Origin of the sequence: Pedobacter alluvionis (genome assembly GCF_003664035.1) — a bacterium.
GTDB lineage: Bacteria > Bacteroidota > Bacteroidia > Sphingobacteriales > Sphingobacteriaceae > Pedobacter > Pedobacter alluvionis.
The window spans coordinates 18,629-41,703 of record NZ_RCCK01000017.1; the positions used below are offsets into that span (position 1 = coordinate 18,629).

Annotated in this window: 13 protein-coding genes; 7 read left to right on the forward strand and 6 right to left on the reverse strand. The window is 37.5% G+C overall.

What is annotated here, in order from left to right; translation table 11 throughout:
* The first annotated feature begins 86 nt into the window (after positions 1 to 86).
* The gene (locus tag BCL90_RS25000) at positions 87 to 1,349 is read left to right on the forward strand and encodes a TPR end-of-group domain-containing protein (RefSeq protein WP_121288037.1); all 1,263 of its coding nucleotides are present in this window, start codon (positions 87 to 89) and stop codon (positions 1,347 to 1,349) included.
* A gap of 767 nt (positions 1,350 to 2,116) precedes the next feature.
* On the opposite strand, the gene BCL90_RS25005 is transcribed toward BCL90_RS25000, so the two are convergent.
* The 3 genes from BCL90_RS25005 to BCL90_RS25025 all read right to left on the reverse strand — a co-directional run bounded on the left by BCL90_RS25005 (position 2,117) and on the right by BCL90_RS25025 (position 5,305).
* Complete coding sequence (locus BCL90_RS25005) at positions 2,117 to 3,124, reverse strand: trypsin-like peptidase domain-containing protein (protein ID WP_121288038.1); 1,008 nt, start codon at positions 3,122 to 3,124, stop codon at positions 2,117 to 2,119.
* A 1,035-nt stretch (positions 3,125 to 4,159) separates the two neighbouring features.
* Positions 4,160 to 4,738: a phage integrase SAM-like domain-containing protein gene (locus BCL90_RS25020; RefSeq protein WP_121288040.1), complete on the reverse strand. Its 579-nt coding sequence runs from the start codon at positions 4,736 to 4,738 to the stop codon at positions 4,160 to 4,162.
* 6 nt (positions 4,739 to 4,744) lie between these two features.
* Complete coding sequence (locus BCL90_RS25025) at positions 4,745 to 5,305, reverse strand: helix-turn-helix domain-containing protein (protein WP_121288041.1); 561 nt, start codon at positions 5,303 to 5,305, stop codon at positions 4,745 to 4,747.
* 1,301 nt (positions 5,306 to 6,606) lie between these two features.
* On the opposite strand from BCL90_RS25025, the gene BCL90_RS25030 reads away from it, so the two are divergent.
* From BCL90_RS25030 to BCL90_RS25055, 6 genes are all read left to right on the forward strand, one after another.
* Positions 6,607 to 7,884 (forward strand): hypothetical protein, encoded by a 1,278-nt coding sequence (locus BCL90_RS25030; protein ID WP_121288042.1) that lies wholly within the window; start codon positions 6,607 to 6,609, stop codon positions 7,882 to 7,884.
* 50 nt (positions 7,885 to 7,934) lie between these two features.
* Positions 7,935 to 13,067, forward strand: a complete 5,133-nt coding sequence (locus BCL90_RS25035) for a DarT ssDNA thymidine ADP-ribosyltransferase family protein (protein ID WP_121288043.1) — start codon at positions 7,935 to 7,937, stop codon at positions 13,065 to 13,067.
* 2 nt (positions 13,068 to 13,069) lie between these two features.
* Positions 13,070 to 13,537, forward strand: a complete 468-nt coding sequence (locus tag BCL90_RS25040) for a macro domain-containing protein (RefSeq protein WP_121288044.1) — start codon at positions 13,070 to 13,072, stop codon at positions 13,535 to 13,537.
* 295 nt (positions 13,538 to 13,832) lie between these two features.
* A complete protein-coding gene (locus BCL90_RS25045; RefSeq protein ID WP_121288045.1) occupies positions 13,833 to 15,371 on the forward strand; it encodes a pentapeptide repeat-containing protein in 1,539 nt (512 codons plus the stop codon).
* A 405-nt stretch (positions 15,372 to 15,776) separates the two neighbouring features.
* Positions 15,777 to 16,559, forward strand: a complete 783-nt coding sequence (locus BCL90_RS25050; RefSeq protein WP_121288046.1) for a hypothetical protein — start codon at positions 15,777 to 15,779, stop codon at positions 16,557 to 16,559.
* Between the two features lie 203 nt (positions 16,560 to 16,762).
* On the forward strand, positions 16,763 to 19,537 hold the full coding sequence (locus BCL90_RS25055) for a DUF4365 domain-containing protein (RefSeq protein ID WP_134380700.1): 2,775 nt from the start codon (positions 16,763 to 16,765) through the stop codon (positions 19,535 to 19,537).
* A 327-nt stretch (positions 19,538 to 19,864) separates the two neighbouring features.
* Here the strand turns inward: BCL90_RS25055 and BCL90_RS25060 are convergent, their stop codons facing one another.
* The 3 genes from BCL90_RS25060 to BCL90_RS25070 all read right to left on the reverse strand — a co-directional run bounded on the left by BCL90_RS25060 (position 19,865) and on the right by BCL90_RS25070 (position 22,653).
* Positions 19,865 to 20,698: a hypothetical protein gene (locus BCL90_RS25060; protein WP_121288048.1), complete on the reverse strand. Its 834-nt coding sequence runs from the start codon at positions 20,696 to 20,698 to the stop codon at positions 19,865 to 19,867.
* Positions 20,699 to 21,316: 618 nt separating this feature from the next.
* Positions 21,317 to 21,958, reverse strand: coding sequence for a HEAT repeat domain-containing protein (locus BCL90_RS25065; protein WP_121288049.1), 642 nt, complete (start codon positions 21,956 to 21,958; stop codon positions 21,317 to 21,319).
* Positions 21,959 to 22,098: 140 nt separating this feature from the next.
* On the reverse strand, positions 22,099 to 22,653 hold the full coding sequence (locus BCL90_RS25070) for an SMI1/KNR4 family protein (RefSeq protein ID WP_121288050.1): 555 nt from the start codon (positions 22,651 to 22,653) through the stop codon (positions 22,099 to 22,101).
* Positions 22,654 to 23,075: the final 422 nt, after the last annotated feature.

The window sequence follows — 23,075 nt, forward strand, 5'->3', positions numbered from 1 at the left end:
AGAAGCAACGTTGAATAAATTAGATTGTCTTTTTAACATATAATTTCCGAAAATGGCTTTTATAACCCTATCTCAATAAATGGCTTATGCTTAAACAAATCTATTTATCGCTTTTATTATTATTTAGTACCTGCGGTTTTGCGCAAAACATTCAGAGCAGAAAAGCTGATAGCTTATACGCAGTCAAAAGTTATATTGCTGCAGGTCGTTATTATTTGCTTGCTGCTGGCACCGACGAATTTAAATCCTTAAAACGTAATGAATATTATAATGCTGCCTGCTGTTACGCGTTAAGCGGTAAAGCCGATAGCGCCATGTTTCTGCTAAAAAAAGCGGTTGAATATGGTTATAAAGATGGGGCACACCTAAAGGTAGACACCGATCTTGATGCACTGCATTCCATGCCCGAATGGGCCACATTAGTTGCCAGGATTGGAAATATCAAGGCCAGTACAAATGATCCGCTGAAAGCTAAACTAGTTACCACCGACATCAAAAATTTCTGGAAGGCATATGACCTTGCACATCAGGACACAGCCAACCGTTTAGCTATTTATAAAAAATATTACGTAGAGCCAGGTACAGTTGGCTTGCAGGACTATTTTGCCATAAAGGTAGGCAGCGTAAAAAAATTCGTGCAAACGCATGATAGTAAGCCTAAGTTTTACGCCGCAATCCGTAAAAATACTTTTATGGTTGAGTCGCAAAAGCCACAGATGATAGCTAGCTTTGTGAAGTTGAAACAACTCTACCAAGCAGCTAATTTCCCCGACGTTTATTTTGTGATTGGCGCGTTTACATCGGGTGGTACATCGACCGAAAGCGGGCTACTAATAGGTCTTGATCAGGGCGTGCGTACATCCGATATCCCGGTAACAGAACTTACGCTTTGGCAAAATAACAATTTTAACAATCTATCCAATTTGCCCAACACAATAGCACATGAGTTGATCCATTTTAATCAGAATGGGATGAAACGGGATACATCTCTTTTATGCGGTGTAATGATAGAAGGCATGGCCGATTTTATTGGGGAACTAATATCTGGTAATAACGCTAATCCACGTTTGCACGTATGGGCCAAAGGAAAAGAAAAACAAATATGGGCCGATTTTGAAAAAGAGATGTACTTGAAACGCAGTTATAACTGGATAGCAAATTCGAAACAGGAAACTGCTGATAAACCGGCTGACTTAGGTTACTGGGTTGGATATCAAATTTGCAAAGCTTATTATGATAAAAGTGTCGATAAAGCCAAAGCCGTAAATGATATGCTGAATATCAAAGATTACAAAGCCTTTTATCAGGAAAGTGGTGCGCACATGCTATTTACAAATGCAGCAAACTGATGAACTAATCAACTTTGTCAAAAGAAAATGCTAGTCTACAATACCTAGCAAGGATGTCGCATTTTAGTATTAGTCAAGATACTATCTTCAGATGTTAACGTTCGGGGGTAAACTTGCCAGTCTGATCAGTTTCTGTTAACTTGATTACCTTTTCAACAGTGGTCACTTTGGTTGCAATATCAGTAATGGTGATTTCTGTTTTTGCATCATTCCATTTCCAGTTGGCAATAATGTAATTTTGCTTTTCATTTGGATCACATTTAACTACGCCACCACCATATTCAATAGTGTTGTCGTTTTTAAATGAATTCGTGTCATCTTTTCGACAATCTGGGAAAATTGCTTCCTGCCAATTGCTATTCTCAGATAATCGGTATTCTACCTTAACTAAGATCCAATCCCGGAGTTAACCTATATTTCAGGATGCTTTTTATCAAGCAGCCAAAAATACTCGCTTTCCGATCTTGGAGGGAGATCGACGTTATGTTCTCCATTTCGTATAATAGGTAGTGGCTTTTCTTCTCCATCAAATGATATACCGGGTTCTTAGATGTTCTTTAAGAAAAAATAGCCAATCCAAATTCAGGCTTTCTTTTACGAACACAGCTGCCTTACAGAAGAGAAATATCCAAGCACACACTATCATTATTCTCTTATGCAGTAAGTAAGTTAATTAGATAGGAAATCACAAAGTATATTTCCATTTCAATAATACACGTTCTAAAGAAGCATATGTCAAAATTTATCTTACTCAATCTCACGACTGATCATAATTCACCACTTATAAATGGTCTTATTCTGCTCTTGTCCGTTTCAGATAGGCTATTGTAAAATTCGATCATAGTAGATTTAATATGAGATATTTTAACTGCTCTGATGATTTTGGGGGCATTTTCCTTGTCGCTTCCTCTAACCATGATACCCAATAATTGCCCATCTGCATTAAATACGCCTCCTCCGCTCATCCCTGTTATGGCGTGCGCTTCTATTAAAAATTCGGCACTCGAATTATACGGTATATCTCCTTCAGTGTCTCCGGCAATCTTCAGTTTTTGGATGACTTGCGTAGCTTCTGTATCGGATAATATTTTTCCATAAGCAACTGCTCCATTGGGATAATTGGTATTATCCTGAGGATAGCCCACTCCAATTACCTTTTCACCTGCAACAGCGATATTCCAGGTTTGAGTTGCTGTTGTCCTATGCTCGGGATCATATAGCTGCAATGGTTCAGACGTTTTAACAAGTTCAGGGTATTTAGGAAAAGGACCTTGGGGAGTTCGTTGATTATCAATTATTCCTAGATAAAAATCTTCTGCCGGCAGTATGGTCGTATTAGTGGCACCGGAAGAAATATCAAAATGAATGAAGGGAAAATCTGCTATCAGCGTATTGCCTAAGGCTATGCTTCCGTTAATCGGGGGAATTTGTGACGTTTCGAAAATGCCAAGGTTTTCCGATGATAAATCAAAAAATTGGGCATTTCGGGAATTCCATCCAGTTATGTTATAGACATGATTGGCGCTTATATACAATCCCAAGCCATAATCGTTTTTTCTGCTCCATATTGTTTTTGAGCCAGAACCTCGTCTTCCAACGCTTCCCCTTACCCTGTTGAGCAGGTTGATCAGATTTTGGTCGTTACCATTTAATATTTCCTCAATTTTGGGGATGTCCAGATCACTTCTTGGAACAATTGGATTATTTCGTTTACATGACTGGAACGATGTTCCAAAGATTATTAATAAAACTGATAATACTGTTTTTGCTTGCATAATATATGAGCTTAGAAAGGGTAAAAGTATTTGATATGGTTGACTCTCAAATTCCGCCTGTCTTTTTCGTGAATTTTGCTGTCACAAAAATGCTGTCCGCTTTTCTCATAGTCAGAAAGTAAATATCCTGGCAGCTTACTGAAATTCGAAGAATAAAAAAGGTTTTGTCTTTTGTAGACATCGAAAAACCAGGGACTTGAATTACTTATAACAGAAAGGGGCTTCAAATATAGATGTGTACCTATTACTATGGAATAGGCTAAGCAATTTTTCTCAAATTGATATTGCAAGAGATATCTGAAAAAGATTTCCTCTATACTGCTTTGTTCCTCCATGGTCTGGTTTTTAATAAATATTCAGTAAGCATCAAGAACATGGTTCCGTTTGCTATTATTATTTATACGATTCGATTGCTTAAAACGCTACATCCCACTTCAATCTTTTTACTATATATCTAGAAGATGATTTTTTTAAATCATTTTGATCGGACTAAAATTTAGGAATTATAAATGAACAGCGACATTAGAGAATGTAAATGATATAGGCACACCTTTCTGTCGTTCCAGGCACCATGGGAATGTGTTCCGCTTATATTTGACCAGGGCTTTCCGGGCTTTTTCAAAACTTGTTAAATTTAATTCACCTATAAAAGAGTAAAACCAAATCAGGTCTGATATCAATGCAAACTTGTGAGCGTCTATAAATGCCTGTTTTAGTCCGGTCGGTATGTGCGAGGCGTTTTCAAAAATTAACATAAAAAATTATTAACCAATACGTTAATTGCGACAACCAAATATTCAATTCACAAAAATATTAACAGTGGAACCATTAACAAAAGAAGACTTAAGGCAGTTTAAAATACAACTGCTTTATGAAATAAGACAGATATTGGACGAAAAAATGAAAACAACATTAAATGATACACATCCAGAATGGATACGGAGCAAAGCTGTGCGCATTTTTATGAATATGTCCCCTGGTACCCTACAAAGCCTCAGAATTACGGGAAAGGTCAGGTTTAAGAAAGTTTTAGGATCATATTATTATAATTTTGAGGATTGAAAAAAAAACTATTTGAAAATGAAAAAAAATGATACAATTAACTGGTTGGAATTTTTGATTCAGACTACAAAGGATAAAAGACTTACTACCTTTCTTGTAGGCTTGTTTTAAAGTTGTTTTAAATTTTGCAAAATAACTCACTGCTGTATTGGTTTTTATCTTTCGATTGGTACGTCCAACACTAGGAGAGGTCAGAAGATAGGCAGAATATTCTTCACAAAACGTCTCATTTAGAGATGAAAGGGGCACTTTATCGCCTGCAAAGTCTTTAAAATATTCAACAGACATTTTCCAGTTAAAAGAATTGGTACCTGACCTCTTTTTTTTCATTTCTTCAAAAAAATCTACAAAATTGCCATTTCTTTTTTCGTCAGATAGGAAATTGAACCTTCGGTTCTGAATATCGAGCTGTCTTGTAGATCTTTCAAACTCAGCTAGCGCCAGTGTTTCACGATTATGATTTTTTTCCAACTCTGTTTGTGGATAATAGTCTAAATAAAGGCTTTGCCTTCCGCTAATAAGATTTTTCCTTCTCAGTGTAACGCTTCCCATAACTTATTAACTTTTATAAAATATTTGGTTCAATGCTGATCGGAGTACATAGCTGAACTTTCCGTTAGAGAATACTTCAAGATCATTCCGTTTGATCAGGTCATAAAGTGCTTTTTCTGATATACCAAAATGCTGTTGGGCATCAGTCATACTTATGCAGTAAACCAGCGCAGGGTTTTTAGTTCTTTCAGCAGGCTGGATTGGCTGAAAATCGACCTGTTTAAATGCCTTATCCAGATGCTTTCTTTTGATCAGTGTTTTCCGCTCGCTGAGCTGGATTGCTTTGATCCTGCCATTGTTGATCTGCTGATAAATTATCCTCTCACTACAATGAAGCAGGCGCGCAGCCTGTTTCACAGTAAGGAACTCTGCGGGCTGGTCATTAATCGCTTTTGTACGGGTACTAAGCGTCTGTTCATTGCTGGCAGAAATCTTTAGATTACGGATTTTTTGTTTGTAGTGCCTCCTGTTACAGTTCAGGCTGCAGTACTTAGTGACCGTAGTTTTTGCCAAGAATGTCTTACCGCAGTGTTCGCAGATTCGCTCAACTGTTATATTGCTACTCATTTCATACTTTTTGCTGCATCTGCTACAAGTCGACAGGAATTTAGACGCCTAAACATCGGTGGTAATTTCCCCTTAAAATAGTGGGCTATTAGTACTGTTTAATGTTTTTTAGTGTCGTTAAGTGTCGATAAGCGACATAATTTCACCCATGATTTTTTTGGGAAAAATTTGAGTCGCCCGAGCAACAAAAATGCGAAAAATAGTGGTAAACTTCCAATAAATTCAATTGAAAATATTAACATAACTTATTAACAATCAGGTTTTTGATTGTCGTAAGTTGTCGAAATTAGTGGTTGTTTTCAGGGATTATTTGCCGATACAAAAACTGAAGCTCGTTTATATTCAATGCTTTAATGAATATAGGGGACAAATCGGGGACTGCTTTGCACAAACCTAAATTAGCCTGATCAAAGATACAACATATCAGGTATTTAGGCAAAACAAATGCTGACAAAACATAAATTGGTGAAATTCAAAATCGCAGGAAACTCAGTGTTTCACTTTAAGGATTTTCAGCCAGCTCATGAGACGAATTATATGCTGAAATGTATACCGAAAGTAATTGATACAGAACTTCAAGCTATTTGATTATTAATTAGTTAATCAAAATAAGGAAGAAATAGGGAACTAAAACATGATAACATCCCAAACCATCGCAAAGAAACGACAAATTAGCTCTCTAATTCATCTAACTTACACAAAACAAAGTAAGTATAATTTTTAAGGGGTAAAACAGGCAGTTTATATCTGAATTTGTGGTTCCAAGAGATCTTAAAATGAAAGAGACGACATTTGTGATAATATATACACTACTTCCCGCCAAACATTTCGTCAAAAAAAAGTAGATGTTCCGAAGCATTACATAACTCTCTCTTGGAGAAGGTGCCAACCGCCTTTATATGTCATGCTCTAGCTTTGTTTCTTCAAGTTCCTTTCGAAGTCTCAGCAGCTCTTCTCTTATTGGGATAAGAGGAAATTTGTTTTCTTTCGTTGGTTTACATTATTTGTGAAGCTGGTTCCAATTGACTAAACTTTCTTTATAAACCCCAATTCTGGAGCTACTAAGATTACATTGCCTCGCTAATAACTTAAAAATACCGCCTGAATTTTCTGATCTTTTTCATAGTCTTAAAGTTAAAGAGAATAAGAATTGTGTCCTAAAAAAGTTAGCAACCATCCAATTTTGGTAAGATTAAGCCAACCATCAGATGGCGGAAGAACCACTTTCATTGAAATGAATATTTAAAGCCGGAAAGGTATATTTTTTGTAAATTCGACGTCAAAACTAAATTAACCTCACAATGAAACTCAAATTTGAGACATGGATCGAAAAGAACCATTATTCAGACAATGCGTTAGCACTTTTCAAATCTTCAATCGAATGCTATAAGGCACAGGTATATCCCGCATCGCTCTTAATGGGCTACCTGGGTTTTGTCGTTGTTTTAAAAGACAGGATCATGGAAGCCGAGATGCCTTCTGGCTTTCCCCAGCAACTATGGATAGATGCCATAAGAGAATTACAGAATGAAGATCTTTGGGAAGCAGCAGCTTTTAATGCCGTAATGCGGCAGGAAATATCACAAGGCCCAAAAGCTGGCCCCCCGTTCTTTCCTATAAATGACAGCCTCCGAAACCAGATAAGGTACTGGAAAGATCGCCGAAACGATTGCGCGCACAATAAAGACAATGAGATCAATATTTCTCATGTGGATGGCTTATGGGCTTTCTTGGAATCCAACCTTCAAAAGATCACTATTGAGGGTGGGAAGGCTACTCTACTCAACAAATTTAAACGGCACTATGATAGGTCTTACACATCCGCAACACAAGACGTCACACCACTTATCATGGAAATCAGCAATGCTGTGTCAAAGGGAGAACTTCCGGATTTTTGGAAAGAATTGTTCGATGCAATAACCGATCTTTTTGATTACACAATTGAAATTTCTTTGATCAAGAAGATTTTTAAGCTTAACAGTTCCATTCTTACCGATTCGTTGATTGCATATATCAAGACGGACAACGGTTTAACAAAGGGCTTTTTGAATAAGGAACCGCACTTTTTTCAGCATCTTGGATTTTCGAAGGAAGAAACAAGGAATTTCTGGCAGAAAAAACTTAATAATATGAGCAACGGCCTAGCAGTTTTTGCGTCGATGCTCCGAAATAATCTCATTCCGCAAGATGACATCAATGAAGCTTGCCAGAGAATGGTTTTTTATGAACGATATCCTGAAAATAACGACGATCATAATGTTCTGGAGGTACATGGGTTTGGAGAAGCCCTTTTTGAACATCTCTTTGTAACGCATAGCAAAGCGCAGTGGTCGTATTGGAAATTTATGAATTCCAACGTAAGGTTATATATAACTTATGTCGAAAAATATCCATTAAAGGACGAAACTGTTGCTCTTCTCTGTGAAGAACTGGAAAAAGAAGACTTTGTTTCGTTTTTTGTAAGGGATCAACTGGCAAACCTGTTTTCTTCGAACACTGGGAAAATGGACGAATTTAAGCAGGTAGCTGGGCGTATTGGCGCAACGTTGCCGGAGTCCATTAAAATATTACATAATTAAACATGCCCATCGGCGCCCTTTAAAAAACGATCTAATAACCAACTCAATTTATGTCACTAATTAACGCAGTAAAACTCAGGTTTGAAGGCAATACAAACTATTCACAGGCTCATCAGCTTGTCTACCAGGCAAAGTCCCTGAAATATCTCTCCTCAGACCTGTACAGGGATTCCAAACGGTTTATCTACGAGCTGATCCAGAATGCCGATGACTCATCGGTCGAACACGCAAAGGTCAAACTGACTATAAAGCTCTTTGGAGATGTATTGGTCGTAGCACATACCGGCAAACCATTTGATGAACGCGATGTCCGAGGGATTACTGGAGTTGATGATGGTACGAAGAAAAACGCACCTGACAAAACAGGTTTTAAGGGAATCGGGTTCAAGTCTGTATTCGGACAGTCGAAAAAAGTAACTGTTTTTTCAGAAGGGGAATATTTTCGCTTCGATGCCAGCTACGAGCATGAATGGAAGGATGATTGGGGTGAGAGCCGGGAAGCGTGGGAAAGCAATGAAGGACTAGAGTTTGAAATGCCTTGGCAGATCATTCCTATTTATACAGAAATTACTGATGTAGACCCCGAAATCGATCACTTTCTTGTTTCCGGTGGGTGGAAGGTAGCAACGATCATTGAACTAAATAACAATACCGAGATCAAAGAAGGAATAAAAGAGCTTGCCTCCAATGCAAATATGTACTTGTTCCTTAAAAACATAACATCTCTTTTATTTGAGACTGATAGCAGTACCAATATCGAAATTATCGAGAGTGAAGAAGGTCATACTGTCTTAAAAGTAAATGGCGAAGAGAAGGCACGCTGGCAAAAGCATTTGGTTACACTTGAAGTACCTGAAGTTACCAGGAGAAAACTTGCTGAGGACAGTAATGTGCCTGAAAAGCTTAAGGCAACGACAAGGGTAGACATTACTTTTGCTGCCAAAATAAGCGAGGGGAGGTTGACAAAACTTGATGCATCGGAACGTCTTCTTTATGCCTACCTGCCAACCGAAGAGAAAAACTACAATATTCCTGTGCTTGTCAACGCAGCGTTTTATACTCTTGCTAGCAGGGAAAATCTTCATCAAGAGTCAGCATTCAATGAATGGCTTTTCTCGAGCATTCCTTATGAGCTTCTTAAGTGGGTAGCTGCGATGGTGGCTGACAAAAAATATGATGCCTATAATATCCTACCGGAAAGACTCGGCTACACGACGCAACTGGGAGGCTTTTACAATACGAGTCTAGACAAGGCTTTAATTGAAATTCCATTTGTTGTTAACAGTAAAGATGTGTTATTAAAAAGAGACCAGGCCATCATAGATTTTACTGGTCTTTCAAGGCAGGTGTTTTTTGACGGGCAGCATATAATAACTTCTGTATCGGGGAATGGTATTCGTCCCAATATAGCAGAAGCTCCTTTTTTTAAGGAAATCGGCCATAAACTAAAGCTGAAAAAGGCTGGTACTGCGTCATTTGTATGGGCAGAAGTTCCCTATGTTTTAGCGTTACCTACATTTGCAACTTCACATACTCTTGAAAAGAATAGGCAGTTTATCAGCCATTTAAAAGATTTAGCCAACAATCCTGAAATCAAGGAAGTAACCAATGATATCTTAAAGTCATGGTCATTCATTCTCAACCATAGAAACGAGCTAAAATCACCCAAGGAAGTTTTTTTTCCAGCTACCGGAGAAACCTATGACGATGAAAGCGAGCTTTCTTTTATTAATCCCGGTTTGCAGGAATGGCTCGACATGGCTCCCGAAATCAAGACTTGGATTGAAAGCTTGGGCGTTGTGGAGAAATCTGATTTTACATTCCTTGCGAAAACTGTGATTCCGAATGTTAAGACATACATTAAACCGGAGAATGCAATATTGGAAACACGAAAGATCTTTAACCTTTATTTAGATGGTCAAGTTACAGCTGAAATGTTTGCCGAGTTAAGAGAATTGAGGGTACTGACGACAGAAGGAAGGCTAATTCCTGCTAAGGACAGTTTCCTTTCCTCGGGATATAAGCCACGGCTTGCACTTGAACAGGTATTTGCCGAAGACATTTACATTGACAGGTCTTACATGCCAGAAGGGGCAAATGCTGCCAAATGGAAAGCATTTTTTCTTGCACTTGGAGTCAATGAAGGAATAGATGTCGTAGTATATGAAAAAAGGCTTTGGGTATCAGATCTTGTAGCATCTGGAATCAAGCAGGCTTTTATCGACCGAAAAGAGCATACCTATAACTGGTTGAGGAACGACTACAAAACGGAACAGATGAAGAACATTTCAACACTTACTCTGCTCCCATATACAGAAAGAAGCGTTGGGTTTGCAAAAATATTTTGGAAGGACGTTGTTGAATTTATCTTTGTAGATGCTATTTCAGCTCCTGCAATTGGTTATAGTGGAAAGACTGAAAGGGGAGCCTGGATTAATGGTAACGAGATTGAAAACTACTTGAAATGGTACGTTTCAGAAGTGGCCTGCATACCTACAACTACGGTAACCTGCCTTTCTGCGCAAAATATCTTTCTTAATGATCCCGAGACCTTGAAACTCTGTGATGGATACCTGCCGGTGTTTGACGGGCCGGAACTTAATGCAGATTGGCGGGCATTTTTTGGCTTTAGGCCGCGTTTGGAACTTAACGATTACCTTTTGCTTTTGGAAAAGATTTCTCAGGATCCAGGGACAGGTAATAAAGTCAGGATAAGTACTATATACAAATATTTGCTGGATGCATATTCTTCTTGGAGCGGGGAAACAGTAGAGAAAGTAAGGCTTTGGGCCGAAGCGGCGAACCTGTTCGATACAAAGGGAGATTATACCAATACAGGAAGTCTAAAACATTATCCGGACGGGGATAATGCGATTTTTGGAGGAACATACAGGTTTATCTATTTGGATCTAGAAGCAAAGCGTCATGCCGATCTCGGCAACCTGTTGGGTATTTTGGGAGTTGAAATATTGAGGCAGGACCAGTTTACTATAGAAACTTCAACCGATCTTGGTATTTCTTCTCTGCAGGCTAAACTGGAATCTATAATTCCCTTTTGGGCAAAATGGATGGAAAAAGAAAGGCAGGACGGTTATGAACAGATGTATTTTGAACTTGATTCTAAGTTTAAAAGTCTACAGTTTAAAGAAGCATCAGAGATTTTTATCGTATATGGTGCCGATCTTCGTCGAAAGGTACCAATTCATTTTCATGAGAATATCCTTTATGTTTCTAGACCTTGGAATTCACCGAAAGTAATGTACACCCTTACTGATAGGCTTTGTGAGATTTTTGGATTAAAAAAATCTGAAAAAGAGCTATCGCTTCTTCTTCGCTCAAACATTCAGGAAATAAGTGACTATTTTAACGAGGAAGGAATGGAACAGCCACCTGTAGAGCAAGCGATTACAGCTAACCTATATGAACAATCCGGACCGGAAATAGATGGAGAAACTTCTACAGATTTTGACCATGACTTTGGCCATAAGCCAAAGGCGGATTATCAAAAGCAATGGAACGAAAGCGTTGAACGTAATGGGGCTTTAAAAGAAGTGTATGGTGACAATCCAGCAGAGTTTTTGATAAAGGGGCTTGAGCAGTTTAATGGTGGCACTGATCCAATGGTATATCATTTTAGCCATTTGGACAATGCAGTATCGATCATTCGTGAAGGCGCGATCAAGAGTAGACGTGACGCAATTTTCTTGGACAGCGCTGGATCAGGGATCATCGCCCAAACTGATGAAAACCGAAAAGAATTTGCAAGGTTCTATTTCAGATCTAAAACGCCAACTCAGTTTTATATTGAAAATCTCGGAAGGGGGGAAGAATCAGTAAAAAAAATAAGCAGCGATCCAGTTTGTCCAGTGCCAATATTTTTCGTTATCCCACTTAGAGAGGCTATGCAGCAGGATTGGAACGTAAGTGTTGGATCTCTTGCTTCCAAACAGACAGAATTTGGAAGGGATATTGAAACGCTCTCAAAGTTTGATTTCGAAGGTGTTTACAAAAATATGCCAGAGATAGAATGGCAGAGATTCAGAATCGCATCACACCAGGAGTTTTTGATAAAAGAGAAGTTGGATTTAACGGCATGCAACTTTCATCTTGTAGTTCAGGATGAGACTGCCAAAGAGAGTCTTTTGGCTATGCTCGGAGAACTAGCTACAGAATTTTGCTCGAAAATCCTGGTCGATCCAACTTATTACAATGGACTGAATGCGAAAGTTGAGATCGACGCACAACCAGACTCTGTTCGGGCTTCTCTGACGATGCCACATAATGGTTCGTTCATCCTACAACATTCCGCACTTGATGAGTGGGAAGCAATAGAAGGAACGGTAAGAGGCCAATTTAACAACAACAATTGGATTACCACCTTTGGAGAAAAGAATATTTTATTTCAAAGCTGTTTAAGAGGTACTAAGTATAAAATATTCTATAGCTACAAAGGCAGGGTATGGCTTATTCATACAAATACCGAGGAGTATGGTTTTGATCTGTCATTTGCAATGAGAGGACTTGAAGAGTGGATGGGGTCACAAGAAGATGACATTGATGGTCTGTTTTATGCTTTAAAGCTACAACCTGAGTTTTCATATTGGTTCGGCAGAGAACTGGGCGGCCCCGATGGTCTAAACTTGGAGCAGCATACCCGAAAGGTAATATGCAATTATCTGCAATATTTTAAAGGGAAGCAAAAATTTTTCCCAATAGAAAAAGAATATCTCCTTTGCCTTGCACTGCATGATATTGGAAAACCTGTTGCTGTTGCAGAAGGAAACAGAAAGCTTCAGCATGTTAGAACGCTTGAAATATTGGAAAGAAACAGGAAGATATTACCGATTAGTGAAAATTCCTATGAATTTATGAAAACGATAATTGATGCCGATCCGATCGGAAGATTCCTGAATACTACAGAAGAATTTAATGTAAGTGATGCCAGCAAAGAAGTCTTAGAAATGCAAGAGAAACTCCAAATTGCGCTTGGAGATTTTGCAGGGTCATTGATTATTTATTATCAATGTGATGCTGCGGGTTATACATCACTACAAAAAAGGTTATTTTTGCTTGGTGAAGACAGTTCGTTAACAATCTCAGAAGATGGAAGCCGTCTGCTTTTTAATGCAGAATACGAACCAAAATTTATAGAACTGTTTGAAACGATACAGCTTCTATCGTAACAATGGAAATTATTGAGTCAGGAAATATTTTTGAAAGTAATGCCCAAACCCTTGTTAATACCGTCAATTGTGTTGGGGTAATGGGGAAAGGGCTTGCTCTTGAATATAAGAAAAGGTACCCAGTTATGTTTATCGAGTATCAGCGAATTTGCAGGGGTGGATTATTAGACATTGGAAAGCTCTGGATATATAAAATGCCTCACAAATGGGTTTTGAATTTTCCTACAAAATATCATTGGCGCCAGCCAAGTAATGAATATTTTTTAGAAAAAGGATTAGATAAATTCATGGAGACTTATTTAGATCGGGGAATTCAGTCAATTGCATTTCCGTTGCTTGGTGCGTCGAACGGAGGATTAGCTCCAGAAGTATCGCTTAGGATAATGACAGATTATTTGAAAGATTGCAAAATACCAGTGACACTCTATATTTCGTATAGAGCCAAAAATAATGAGCTTTTCAGTTTATAAACTACATAAATCAATATTGTTGTGGTATCATTCTAATTAAATATACTTTACAGCTTTCTTTGCAAAACCCAAGCTGGGGCAAGGCTCAACTTGTAATACAGGCGGAGCTCTTTCCAGCAGCAAGGAACTTTAAATAATTCGTTAGAGACTATACGGGATAAAATTTTCAATTGATAACAGTCAGGTATAATAAATTTCCAATTCATAATGATTCAACTAAATCAAGTATTTTTAATAACTTTCGTCGCGAAAGAGTTGCGGTGTCAGCAGCTATACATTAACCTATCATTATCAAATGGCTAAACCTAACTGCTCTTCCCCAGGTTGCGAACGTGAATCCCTATCATATAGTCACTTTTGCGGGCAACATACCAGCAACGGGCAACTAAAAAGAGCAATAAATAAACTCACGGAAGATGATCTGACAGACGTTTACTGGGATGAGGTGGAACTCAAAAAAATACTATTTAAAAATAAGCATTTTGCAGCCGGAACCTTTTCTAATATTGATTTTTATGACGTGAAGTTCATAAATTGTGGGTTTTCAGACTGCGATTTTGAACGTGCAGTAATGACCAAATGTGTTTTTGAGAATTGTGAATTGGAAAAGTGTGTTTTCACAGATGTAACTTTTCAAGAAAGCCGCTTTTCATCATGTCGTATTCTGGATGGTGGATTTAATGAGATCAATATAGCGGATGAATCTGTTTTTATCGACTGTGACCTGGATAGTTGTGAGTTTAGCGGCGGAATATTTTCAGAAACTTGCAGTATCTCTGCTTCCCGCTTTTATAACAATATATTCACTCAGGTTTCCATTAGCAGGGCATCTTTCGTGAAGTGCCAGTTTATCGAATCTAGATTTTCAAAGTCTACCTTATACGATTCCTCATTTATAGATTGCCATTTCAATACCATTACTCATGACTTCAAGCTTACTGGACCACCAATCCTTTGCGATTTTAATGGCACAGTATTTATTAACACGATAATTCCCAAGAATTTTAGAATATGGAATAACTTTAAGCAGCGACCGGTTGATTTTTATGGAAAAACGGTTGAAAGGTTGCTTAAAGTTAACAACCCAGATAATTTAAAAGAATTGGCATTAGTACTTCAGCATCTGGAATCCTTTCCTCAGATAAATGCGAACCTGTTAAGTCTTGATGTAAAAGAATTATTCAGGCGGCTCGCAGCAGATGCCGGACATGCCGGCAACTATGAGGCCATTGGAGAGATTTTGTCTGCCTATGGCCGAATCCCTGAAAAATTCAGAACCCAAACAGGATTTTTCCTTCCACCTGCAGAAGGTGGCCAAGGTCTCCAGCAGGGGCAGGCTAAGCTAAATATTAGAGTAACGCTTGACCGTTGGACGGTCAGCCAAGTGTCTACATTTCTTTCTTTGATGAATGAAATGGAAGAGGTTTTGCCAGAAGGTCTTGCTCATGAGATTGAAGTCATTGAAAGAGGAAGCTTTATCATTCAGATCTTAGGTAGCCTGAAACCGTTGCTAGCTTATTTTCAGACGATTTTGGATTTCAAAAAGTCGGGTTATGAACTAAAGTTAAAAGACCTGGAAATTGAGAGTAGAAAGATTGATCTGGAATCTCAGAGGCGCTTAAAACATTTGGAGGTCAGAAAGGCGGAACAAGATATAGAGAAAACAGACCTTGAAATCTATAGCCAAAAACTTGAACTAATGAAAAAGATTAAAGACCATACAGGTTATGATCATCTCGCTTACAGCAAATCTAAAAAGGGAAAGAAAGCTGAAGAAATCGCTGAGATCATGAAGCAAGAATTTCCTATCCTTCACCTGAGGCTGGAAGAGTAAAATACTGACAATTGGTAACGACACAATATTTGCGATTAAATAACAATGCTTGTTATATTATAGATAAATTAATAGCCGATAAACATTGTGAGGATTTGCGTCGGCTAAGGTTACTTATATAATTTTAAGTTATGTTGAAAAAATTCGTTTACTATATAAAGAAGATGGTAAACCTACGCATCGTAGTCAAAAATTTTCTATACATAAGGCTCTAAAGTTTGCATCTGAAAATACTATTAAAGATATTTTACTATATTTGTGTATGCTTGTTGGCAAGCATGCCCGTTCGTGCAAAGATTTCATCAGCCAATAGTTTAATAATGCAAACCTACCTGCTTATTATCCGAACAAAGATTACGAACGCGAAAATTCAGGATAGTTAAGCTGGAACAAAAGGAATGTATTATGATAACTATTGAGTACTTTAAACTCCAAGCAAAAAATCTTCACAAAGATTTTAAAACCCAAAAATCTTATTTTGATCCATTGTTAAGCCGCAAGCTTTATGGATATGCTCCAAAGTTTTTCGATGTGGACGCGCTGGTTACCGACTTCGATATCGATGAGGACGATTTCACCCTAATGAATGCGCAGCATATCATCGCCAAATTGGTCGGATTTAAAAAATGGACGGAAATGCTGAAGGCTTCGCCGGAAGGACTGGAATTAGCTAAACTGCTGTTCGATAATATGCACAAGATCAGAAATGAAGAGTGGGAGTATTACATCATGGATATTGAAAATGAGAATGATGTAGAATTGAGCGACGAGGATAAACTTGACATTTTCAAAAAGGTTTATAGTGATGTGGATGGCCATGATAGTGCTAGTTACGACTACCGTCTGACCAGATACGAAAGATCGCCGAATGACGATGAAATAACTAAACCTAAGAACATGGATGCTAATGTGCAAATTTCTGCCCTACCATTGGTTGGAGCAGATCGTAAAGAATTTATTGAAGCAGCAAACGAGAAGTTCGAGGACTTGATTCGAACGATGAACCCTAAGCATCCTGAATTAGTAAGACAAAAATGGAATCCTGAACAGTACATTGATGAAGTTCTAAAAGCAGATATGTTACCAATCGAACGGGAATACGCACTTTCTCTTGTTAGTGCATTTTTAGTTCATCTATTTATTGACCTAGACACCGAAGCTAGCAATGAGGCTGTGCATCTTAATTAAATGCGGTAATGTTTCTCTTAACTTCCGCAGTCACTTTTGTGGTCGCTGTTCTGTTATAATTGCTTAAAAAAGGAAAGCTCCACTGATGGAGCTTTCCTTTTTTTGGGTATTTTTTTTACGATTCTACTCTATTTAAATTTAATAACATGCGCTAATATTAATCTATAATTATGACTGCATGTAAACTCGATTAATGCTTAAATTTGTTTAATCGCAACGCTCAAGACAAGATGACAAAGGCTCAACAACAACATACTTCTAGAACTTCGGAAGAAATACAGGAATCAGGAAATATTCTACTGGACAATGTGCTAGAAAGCATTAGGGTGAAATATCAAGATCTGAAGATCAACAAAACCTCGGAAGAGCATCAGAAAGATCGCGGAGTGGATTTTCAAATTGAACTCATCGGTAAGCCTGGGGAGAATACACTGGATATGTTTAAATTACAGGTAAAGGCAACGGACCAACCTGTAGTGCCTCTGAAAACCACTATTAATAAGGGAATGATTTCTTTTAAGATAGATAACAGGCACATCCGATATTACCAACAAGAAATGCCTTGGCCGCTATTGTTTCTCCTTTGTGATAATTCAACACAGACCGTTTATTGGTATGCGATTCAGCTAGACTATTCCCTGGAAGAGCGTCTTCATGAATCAATAGCAAAAAATAGTAATTTTATTCAGATTTTTATAGATCCAAAAAATATACTGGGTCCAAACACTTTCGTAAAGTTTGTCAAGGATTCAGAAGATTCAAAGACATTGCAGTTTTTTAAAGTATCTGAAGCAAATGAAAATACTCTGACTGTTGATACAGACTTCCAAGTAGATCGCAGCAAGCCGCTATTGGAACAACTGTTCAGGTTATTGGACTACCTGTTTGAGGAAGTTCAATATCTTCCACTGCATATAATGAGCCAATACTATCCATTTACACTTAAAGAAAGGCAAGCCTCTTTTTATCAGCAGTTCAAACTATACTGCGAAAATGACGAACTTGTAAAGATGCTAGACACTTTCAGGGTCCAAACTGATGGTTCAATAAATTTTACCGATTCTAGTTACATAGATGGTGTAGATGATTACGAAAATAAAGTAATTGCTATACTTTCAAAGCTTACACAAAACCATGTTTATGCCATTATTTCACAAAAGACAAGAAAAGAGGTTTCGACACTTTATTTGACACATGGTAACTGTAGTTGTGTGGCCTGTTGCTATAACAGACTGGATATTCCAAAGGCGATTGAACAATTGTGTAAACCAAAAGACAAATCTCTTGATGACCAGATGAAAACCGCCTATATGCACTATGAACTGGGTAATTATTTGAAAAGTGCGGAATCCTTCCGCAAAATTGGTAAACAAGCAACCAAGGAAAACAAAAAGACCTTGTTTCTGATTACTCAGTTCAACCTCATCAAGCTCGGTAGATTAATAAAAAACAATTATTACGATCATGAAACCGTTGAACAAGGAAAAACTCTAATGGATATTAATTTAGACAGAGCTGTGTATTCTGCGCGGAACAGAAGCCATCATCGAAAGCTGTTCAATTATATTAAAGAGGCTAGCTTTTATTCTGACAGCGCCTATGAAGTGCAGACTGCTTTGTCAAAACTGCGGCATGAATATCAGAGTTTTATTGGAGGTGGAATCTTCAACACACACTCTTATGACCAATTGCTTAATGGTTTTGCACAACTGAACTCTTTTATTAGTGGAAATAGGATTGTTTATGACCGCTTTGGTGAGTATAGCCTGCAAATGGATGAGTTCACAGAAGGCATATTTATAGCACTAGCGCTTAGAGAAACTAATAGTAGCGTAATTTCTGAATTTAATGACTATCACATAGAACGCTTGATCTTCGATGGAGAACACAAAGTGACTTGGCGCTATTTCAATAAATATCTTTTCAAATCAATCCCTTATAAAGAAAATGACGGGAAGTTCTTTGATATGATCAGTAACTTGCTGGTAAACCATCATCTGGTTGCCGACGCCTATAAAGTATATTCGCCCGATGAGGGGTCCATTTGGCGCAATCCATACCCTGGGATTTTTGCCAATTGTCTCTGCTTAGCAGCAATGATTGAAATGACTGATAAGCAAGTCGAAAGAATAAGCAAGCTGATTATGGATTGCTATGCCAAGGCGGAATTACCAGGCCCAGACTCATATAGCCAGGTCAATAGCTTTTTTAGCAGTAAACGAAGGCAGTTGTCTATAGCACTTCTGACGAATCTCGTTAAGTTTTTCTTGCAATATAAAGACATGTATCTTGAAAAACGCATTGGGATTTTCACGGCAGAATTAAAAACTAGGAAAGTTACCATCACTCTTTCCACTGCAGAACGTAAGCTATTATTTGCTTTTGCATTTGAGGGAGAAAGGAATGAATTCCATCATTTTAATACTTTGGCTTTTTTTCATCCGATAGCAAGTCAGCCTCTTAAAGAGGAAATAGAAAAACGCATTACTACGCAGCTTCGCATCAAGTTTGATGTTTATCATTATTATTATGCTGCAATAACTGGAACATTGCCTTTTTTGCACTCTGAATTCTTGCCAAAATTTATAGATGCGACCTACCCCAATCCAACTAAGTACTCATTTAAAAACACCTTTTATGGTCCGCAAGATAATGAATATTCATTCTTTGATATGTTTTTTAACTTATGTTTCAAGTCTGGCTTAAATCCTAAAGAAATTAGCTCAAAAAAAATGGAAGGTTTCGGAGATTATTACGATTGGCTAATCGATATTAATGGTTACGATTACAGCAAATTTAAAATAATGTGGCTTGGGCTGTACCCAACCAAGTTCTATTTGCAAGAATTTGCAAAATCGGCAGTTTTGCGGAAGGTAATAGAAAGGTATTTAAGAAATAATAGAGACTTGCAGATTGAACGGTTGTATTTTGATATTTATAACCCTAATACTGATGACATTGAAGCGGATTTTGAATAATTATAGATAAAAAAATGATAGTTAAAGGTACTGTTTTATCGCAATGGCAAACGGCTCTATCAACAATATATTCTAACTGATCAGGCATAATTTTTAGGTTATATCAGTATCATTAGAATTGATTCTTATTGTGGCAGTTCCGCTCATTTTAACATCGGCACCATCAATTTTGGTTTCAGTACTTCCCTTAACTCATGCTGTTGTACTTTCTACACTCACATCAGTTTTACCTTTAATAGCCACTTCCATTTCCGTCGCCATAGAAACAGGCTTGACCTTTACCGGAAATTATTTTTTATAAATTTCTAACAATACTATCTCCCAACATCAAAGCTTACGCTGATCATTCCGGCCGCGATACAGCCGTAATAATCTTTGTAACCGGATAAAGTTCACCTCCAAATCATTGAGGTGAAATTTATTGCTTCCCTTTGGATGATCATAATACAGATAGTACGTGGCGTATTTTCCGGTTCCTTCTCTGATTGTCTTTTCGTTAGCTATCTCGTTCCATCTATAAAAAGGTGTGTCTGCGGTGCGGAGGCCATCTTTATTCATGACGATTTGAGGCGCCCGGTTAAACATGTTTTTGATTTTAATGTAAGTATTCACTGCGCCGGTAATTATAAGAGGAATACCAGTAAGGTAAGATATAACCCGCCCAAGGGTACATAAGTAGATGCCCAATATTGTCATTAATAAAAATAGTAGAGTCCAGATCACGTATCTGAATACGGAATACCTTATAATGGTTTCAGCAGTCACCGACTGGTCATCAATAAATATATCCGGCTGTTGAAACTTTTCCTGAAGTTGCTGCCATTGTGCTTTTTGCTTTTGCGAATTGTAATTGATAATGCCGAAACCAGGCCTGTTTGTTAGATGTATAAGTTTCTCTGTCAGTGCACGCTCATGCAATTCATGCACGTTACGCACCTTATCAAACGCCCAGATGCGCCATTTAGCGGCCATAATTGCACGGTAAGCCGTCGCCAATACATAACTAACAATCAATCCGGCTATCATTTCATAGGGCCGGAAAAATAAAAAGGCCATAGCAAAAGAAGCGGTTAGCCCGATCATAAAGATCAATAGTGCCGGCAGGTTTACTATATAAATACCTTTTTTAATAGCATCATCTACAGAAACGGTTTCTTGCATAATAAATACTGTTTAACATTAATCAGTCGTTGTCTAAAACGCTGCGCTGGTATGGGTTTTTAACCCGTACCAATATAAAAAAGCCATATCATAAATTTTAGAATTCAAAATCCTGAATTTACAACTTTCTTGTAAACAAATGCTCCATGAAATTTCGAAAGCCGGATCATCAATTTTGATGTTTAAGATGCTAACGCTTAATCCCGCGACTTGTCTTTGTAATCTTCTTTGGCTTTTCTGGAAGGCTTTCTGTTGGTTTTACATACTGGGTCAGCTTTTAGTTTTGGTGCTTTGAGCATGTCTTCGGGTATGTTTGACTTTAGGAAAGTTTATAAAGCTTTCGAGATATTTTAAGTCGATTTAACACTCATGCTACTAAGGATACATTGCCTCGCTACTCACTTAAAGATACCGCCTGATTTTTTCTGATCTTTTTCATACTCTTAAAGACAAAAAGTATAAGAGTTTTGTCCTAACAAAGTTAGCAACTCCAGACTCTTTTATCGACGCCTAAAAATTCAAGTATTTCTTTCATGCTTTGGTCATTTTCATCAATTGATAGTGGTTTATACTCAAATAAAGGCGTAACCCTTAGCGCTCAAATATTAAAAAACTCCGTTAGTCGATTTGAGCATATTTACTATTAATTGAGCTTTTAGCTAATTTTGCTAATGCACTATCTCCGGATTTCAAACAATCATCTAAAAAGTTCTTAACTAACTCATTTTTTGTCCAGCCCGCACTAGCAACCGCAAGCCCTTCTCTGATATCTGCATAACCCTTTTCAATCTTAGGCTCAAATTCCTTGACAGAATTAATTATTTCTCCAATCTTATTTTCACTTGGCATAACTTTATCCATTCCCATGGACCGCAGTGCGCCATCGACTACAGCAAAATTACCAAAAGTCAATAAGCGTTGAACTTCTTGAACATCATGTATATTCGCTCTCTTTATTCTGCATAATGCAGTAGCAGCAGCACTTGTTACCATATCATGATCTTCATTTTGATTACAAATTTCGTCAAGAATAGGTATTACCTTTTCATATCTGGCTTGTCCTAGAAGTCTGATAATATCATAATTCACCTCCCACATTTTCTCATCTTTAAGATACCTTCTCAGAATATCAAAAACATCATCGGCAAAATTAATTAGTGTATTATTTAAAACTAATTTCACACCTTTTCTTACATCTGCCTTTTTTTCGGAAATTAATAACTCCTTAATTGCCTCGTTACTTAATGTACTTTTTGCCATGCACTATTTATATTATCTCTATACAATTTCTCTCCTTTATTTATATCTGTCAATTGGGATACGTAGTGGATAAATAACTCAAATTTGCGTCTTAATTCTATCAATTTTATTTGCTTTTTATCCTAGCTGGGCAATAGCACCTACTCTACAATAAATTTTTTCGGATAATTGTCAATTCCTCCAATTTTAAAATATTCGTCAAATTCTTCTCTTTGTATTGTTTCATAAAAGCCGATTATTTTTTCAAAAAAAGTCTCAAGTGCCGGTGCAATAACATTTCTGTCATTATCTGCGTGCCAAAATTCTATTAACTGTCCTCTATTTTCAGTAAAAATTCCTTGTAGGTCGTAGCAAGTACTGTCGCCACCTCCGTTCTGAAAAATCGGGATCCAGTTTTCATTCCACCAATTTTCAATTTCAAAGTCAAACCCGATCATTGTGGTAAGCTCAGAAGCGTCGTAAAGTGCCTGATGTAAAGGAATAAACATAGAATTGTTTACAAAAGCTTCATAACAATTCGGTTTTTGTCCGTTTTTCCATTTGTACAGAATTCGTAGATCTTTTGGAATTTCAATTTTGTAATATTCTTCCAATTTGTCTAATTGAGAGTCGTCCAAAGGTTCGTTAAGTTCCCGATAATATTCAGGTCTTAATATTGATAGATATTTGTCTAATTTTTGAATTATTTCGTCCATTCGTTTCGTTTTGTAGCATTGCCACTAACGGCAAAGTATAAGCGTAGTACGGGATTTCGAAACGATTTACTTTCCGTCACTAACTTACTGAAAGCCAAAATACTCAATTTTAGCCAATCAGCCCGCATGACGCTTATATAAATGTTACCTGCGTTTATTTTTCATTTCCCGGATGTTCATAAGACAGTAATTACAAGCTCTATCTTCTTTATATTCAATTTTATGTTCGGATAGAAGTTGTACAATTATTTCTCTGGTTTCATTTTCGTCAAGACCAAATTTTTCTCCAAGGTCAACTTCATTTAGCTGACCATTATTTTTTATTAAAGCGTTCTTTCTAATTCAAGCTGTACATTTTCAGGCTCCACGATTTTTGATGAAAAAACTTTCAAATCATATGCACCCTGAATATTATTAAGTTC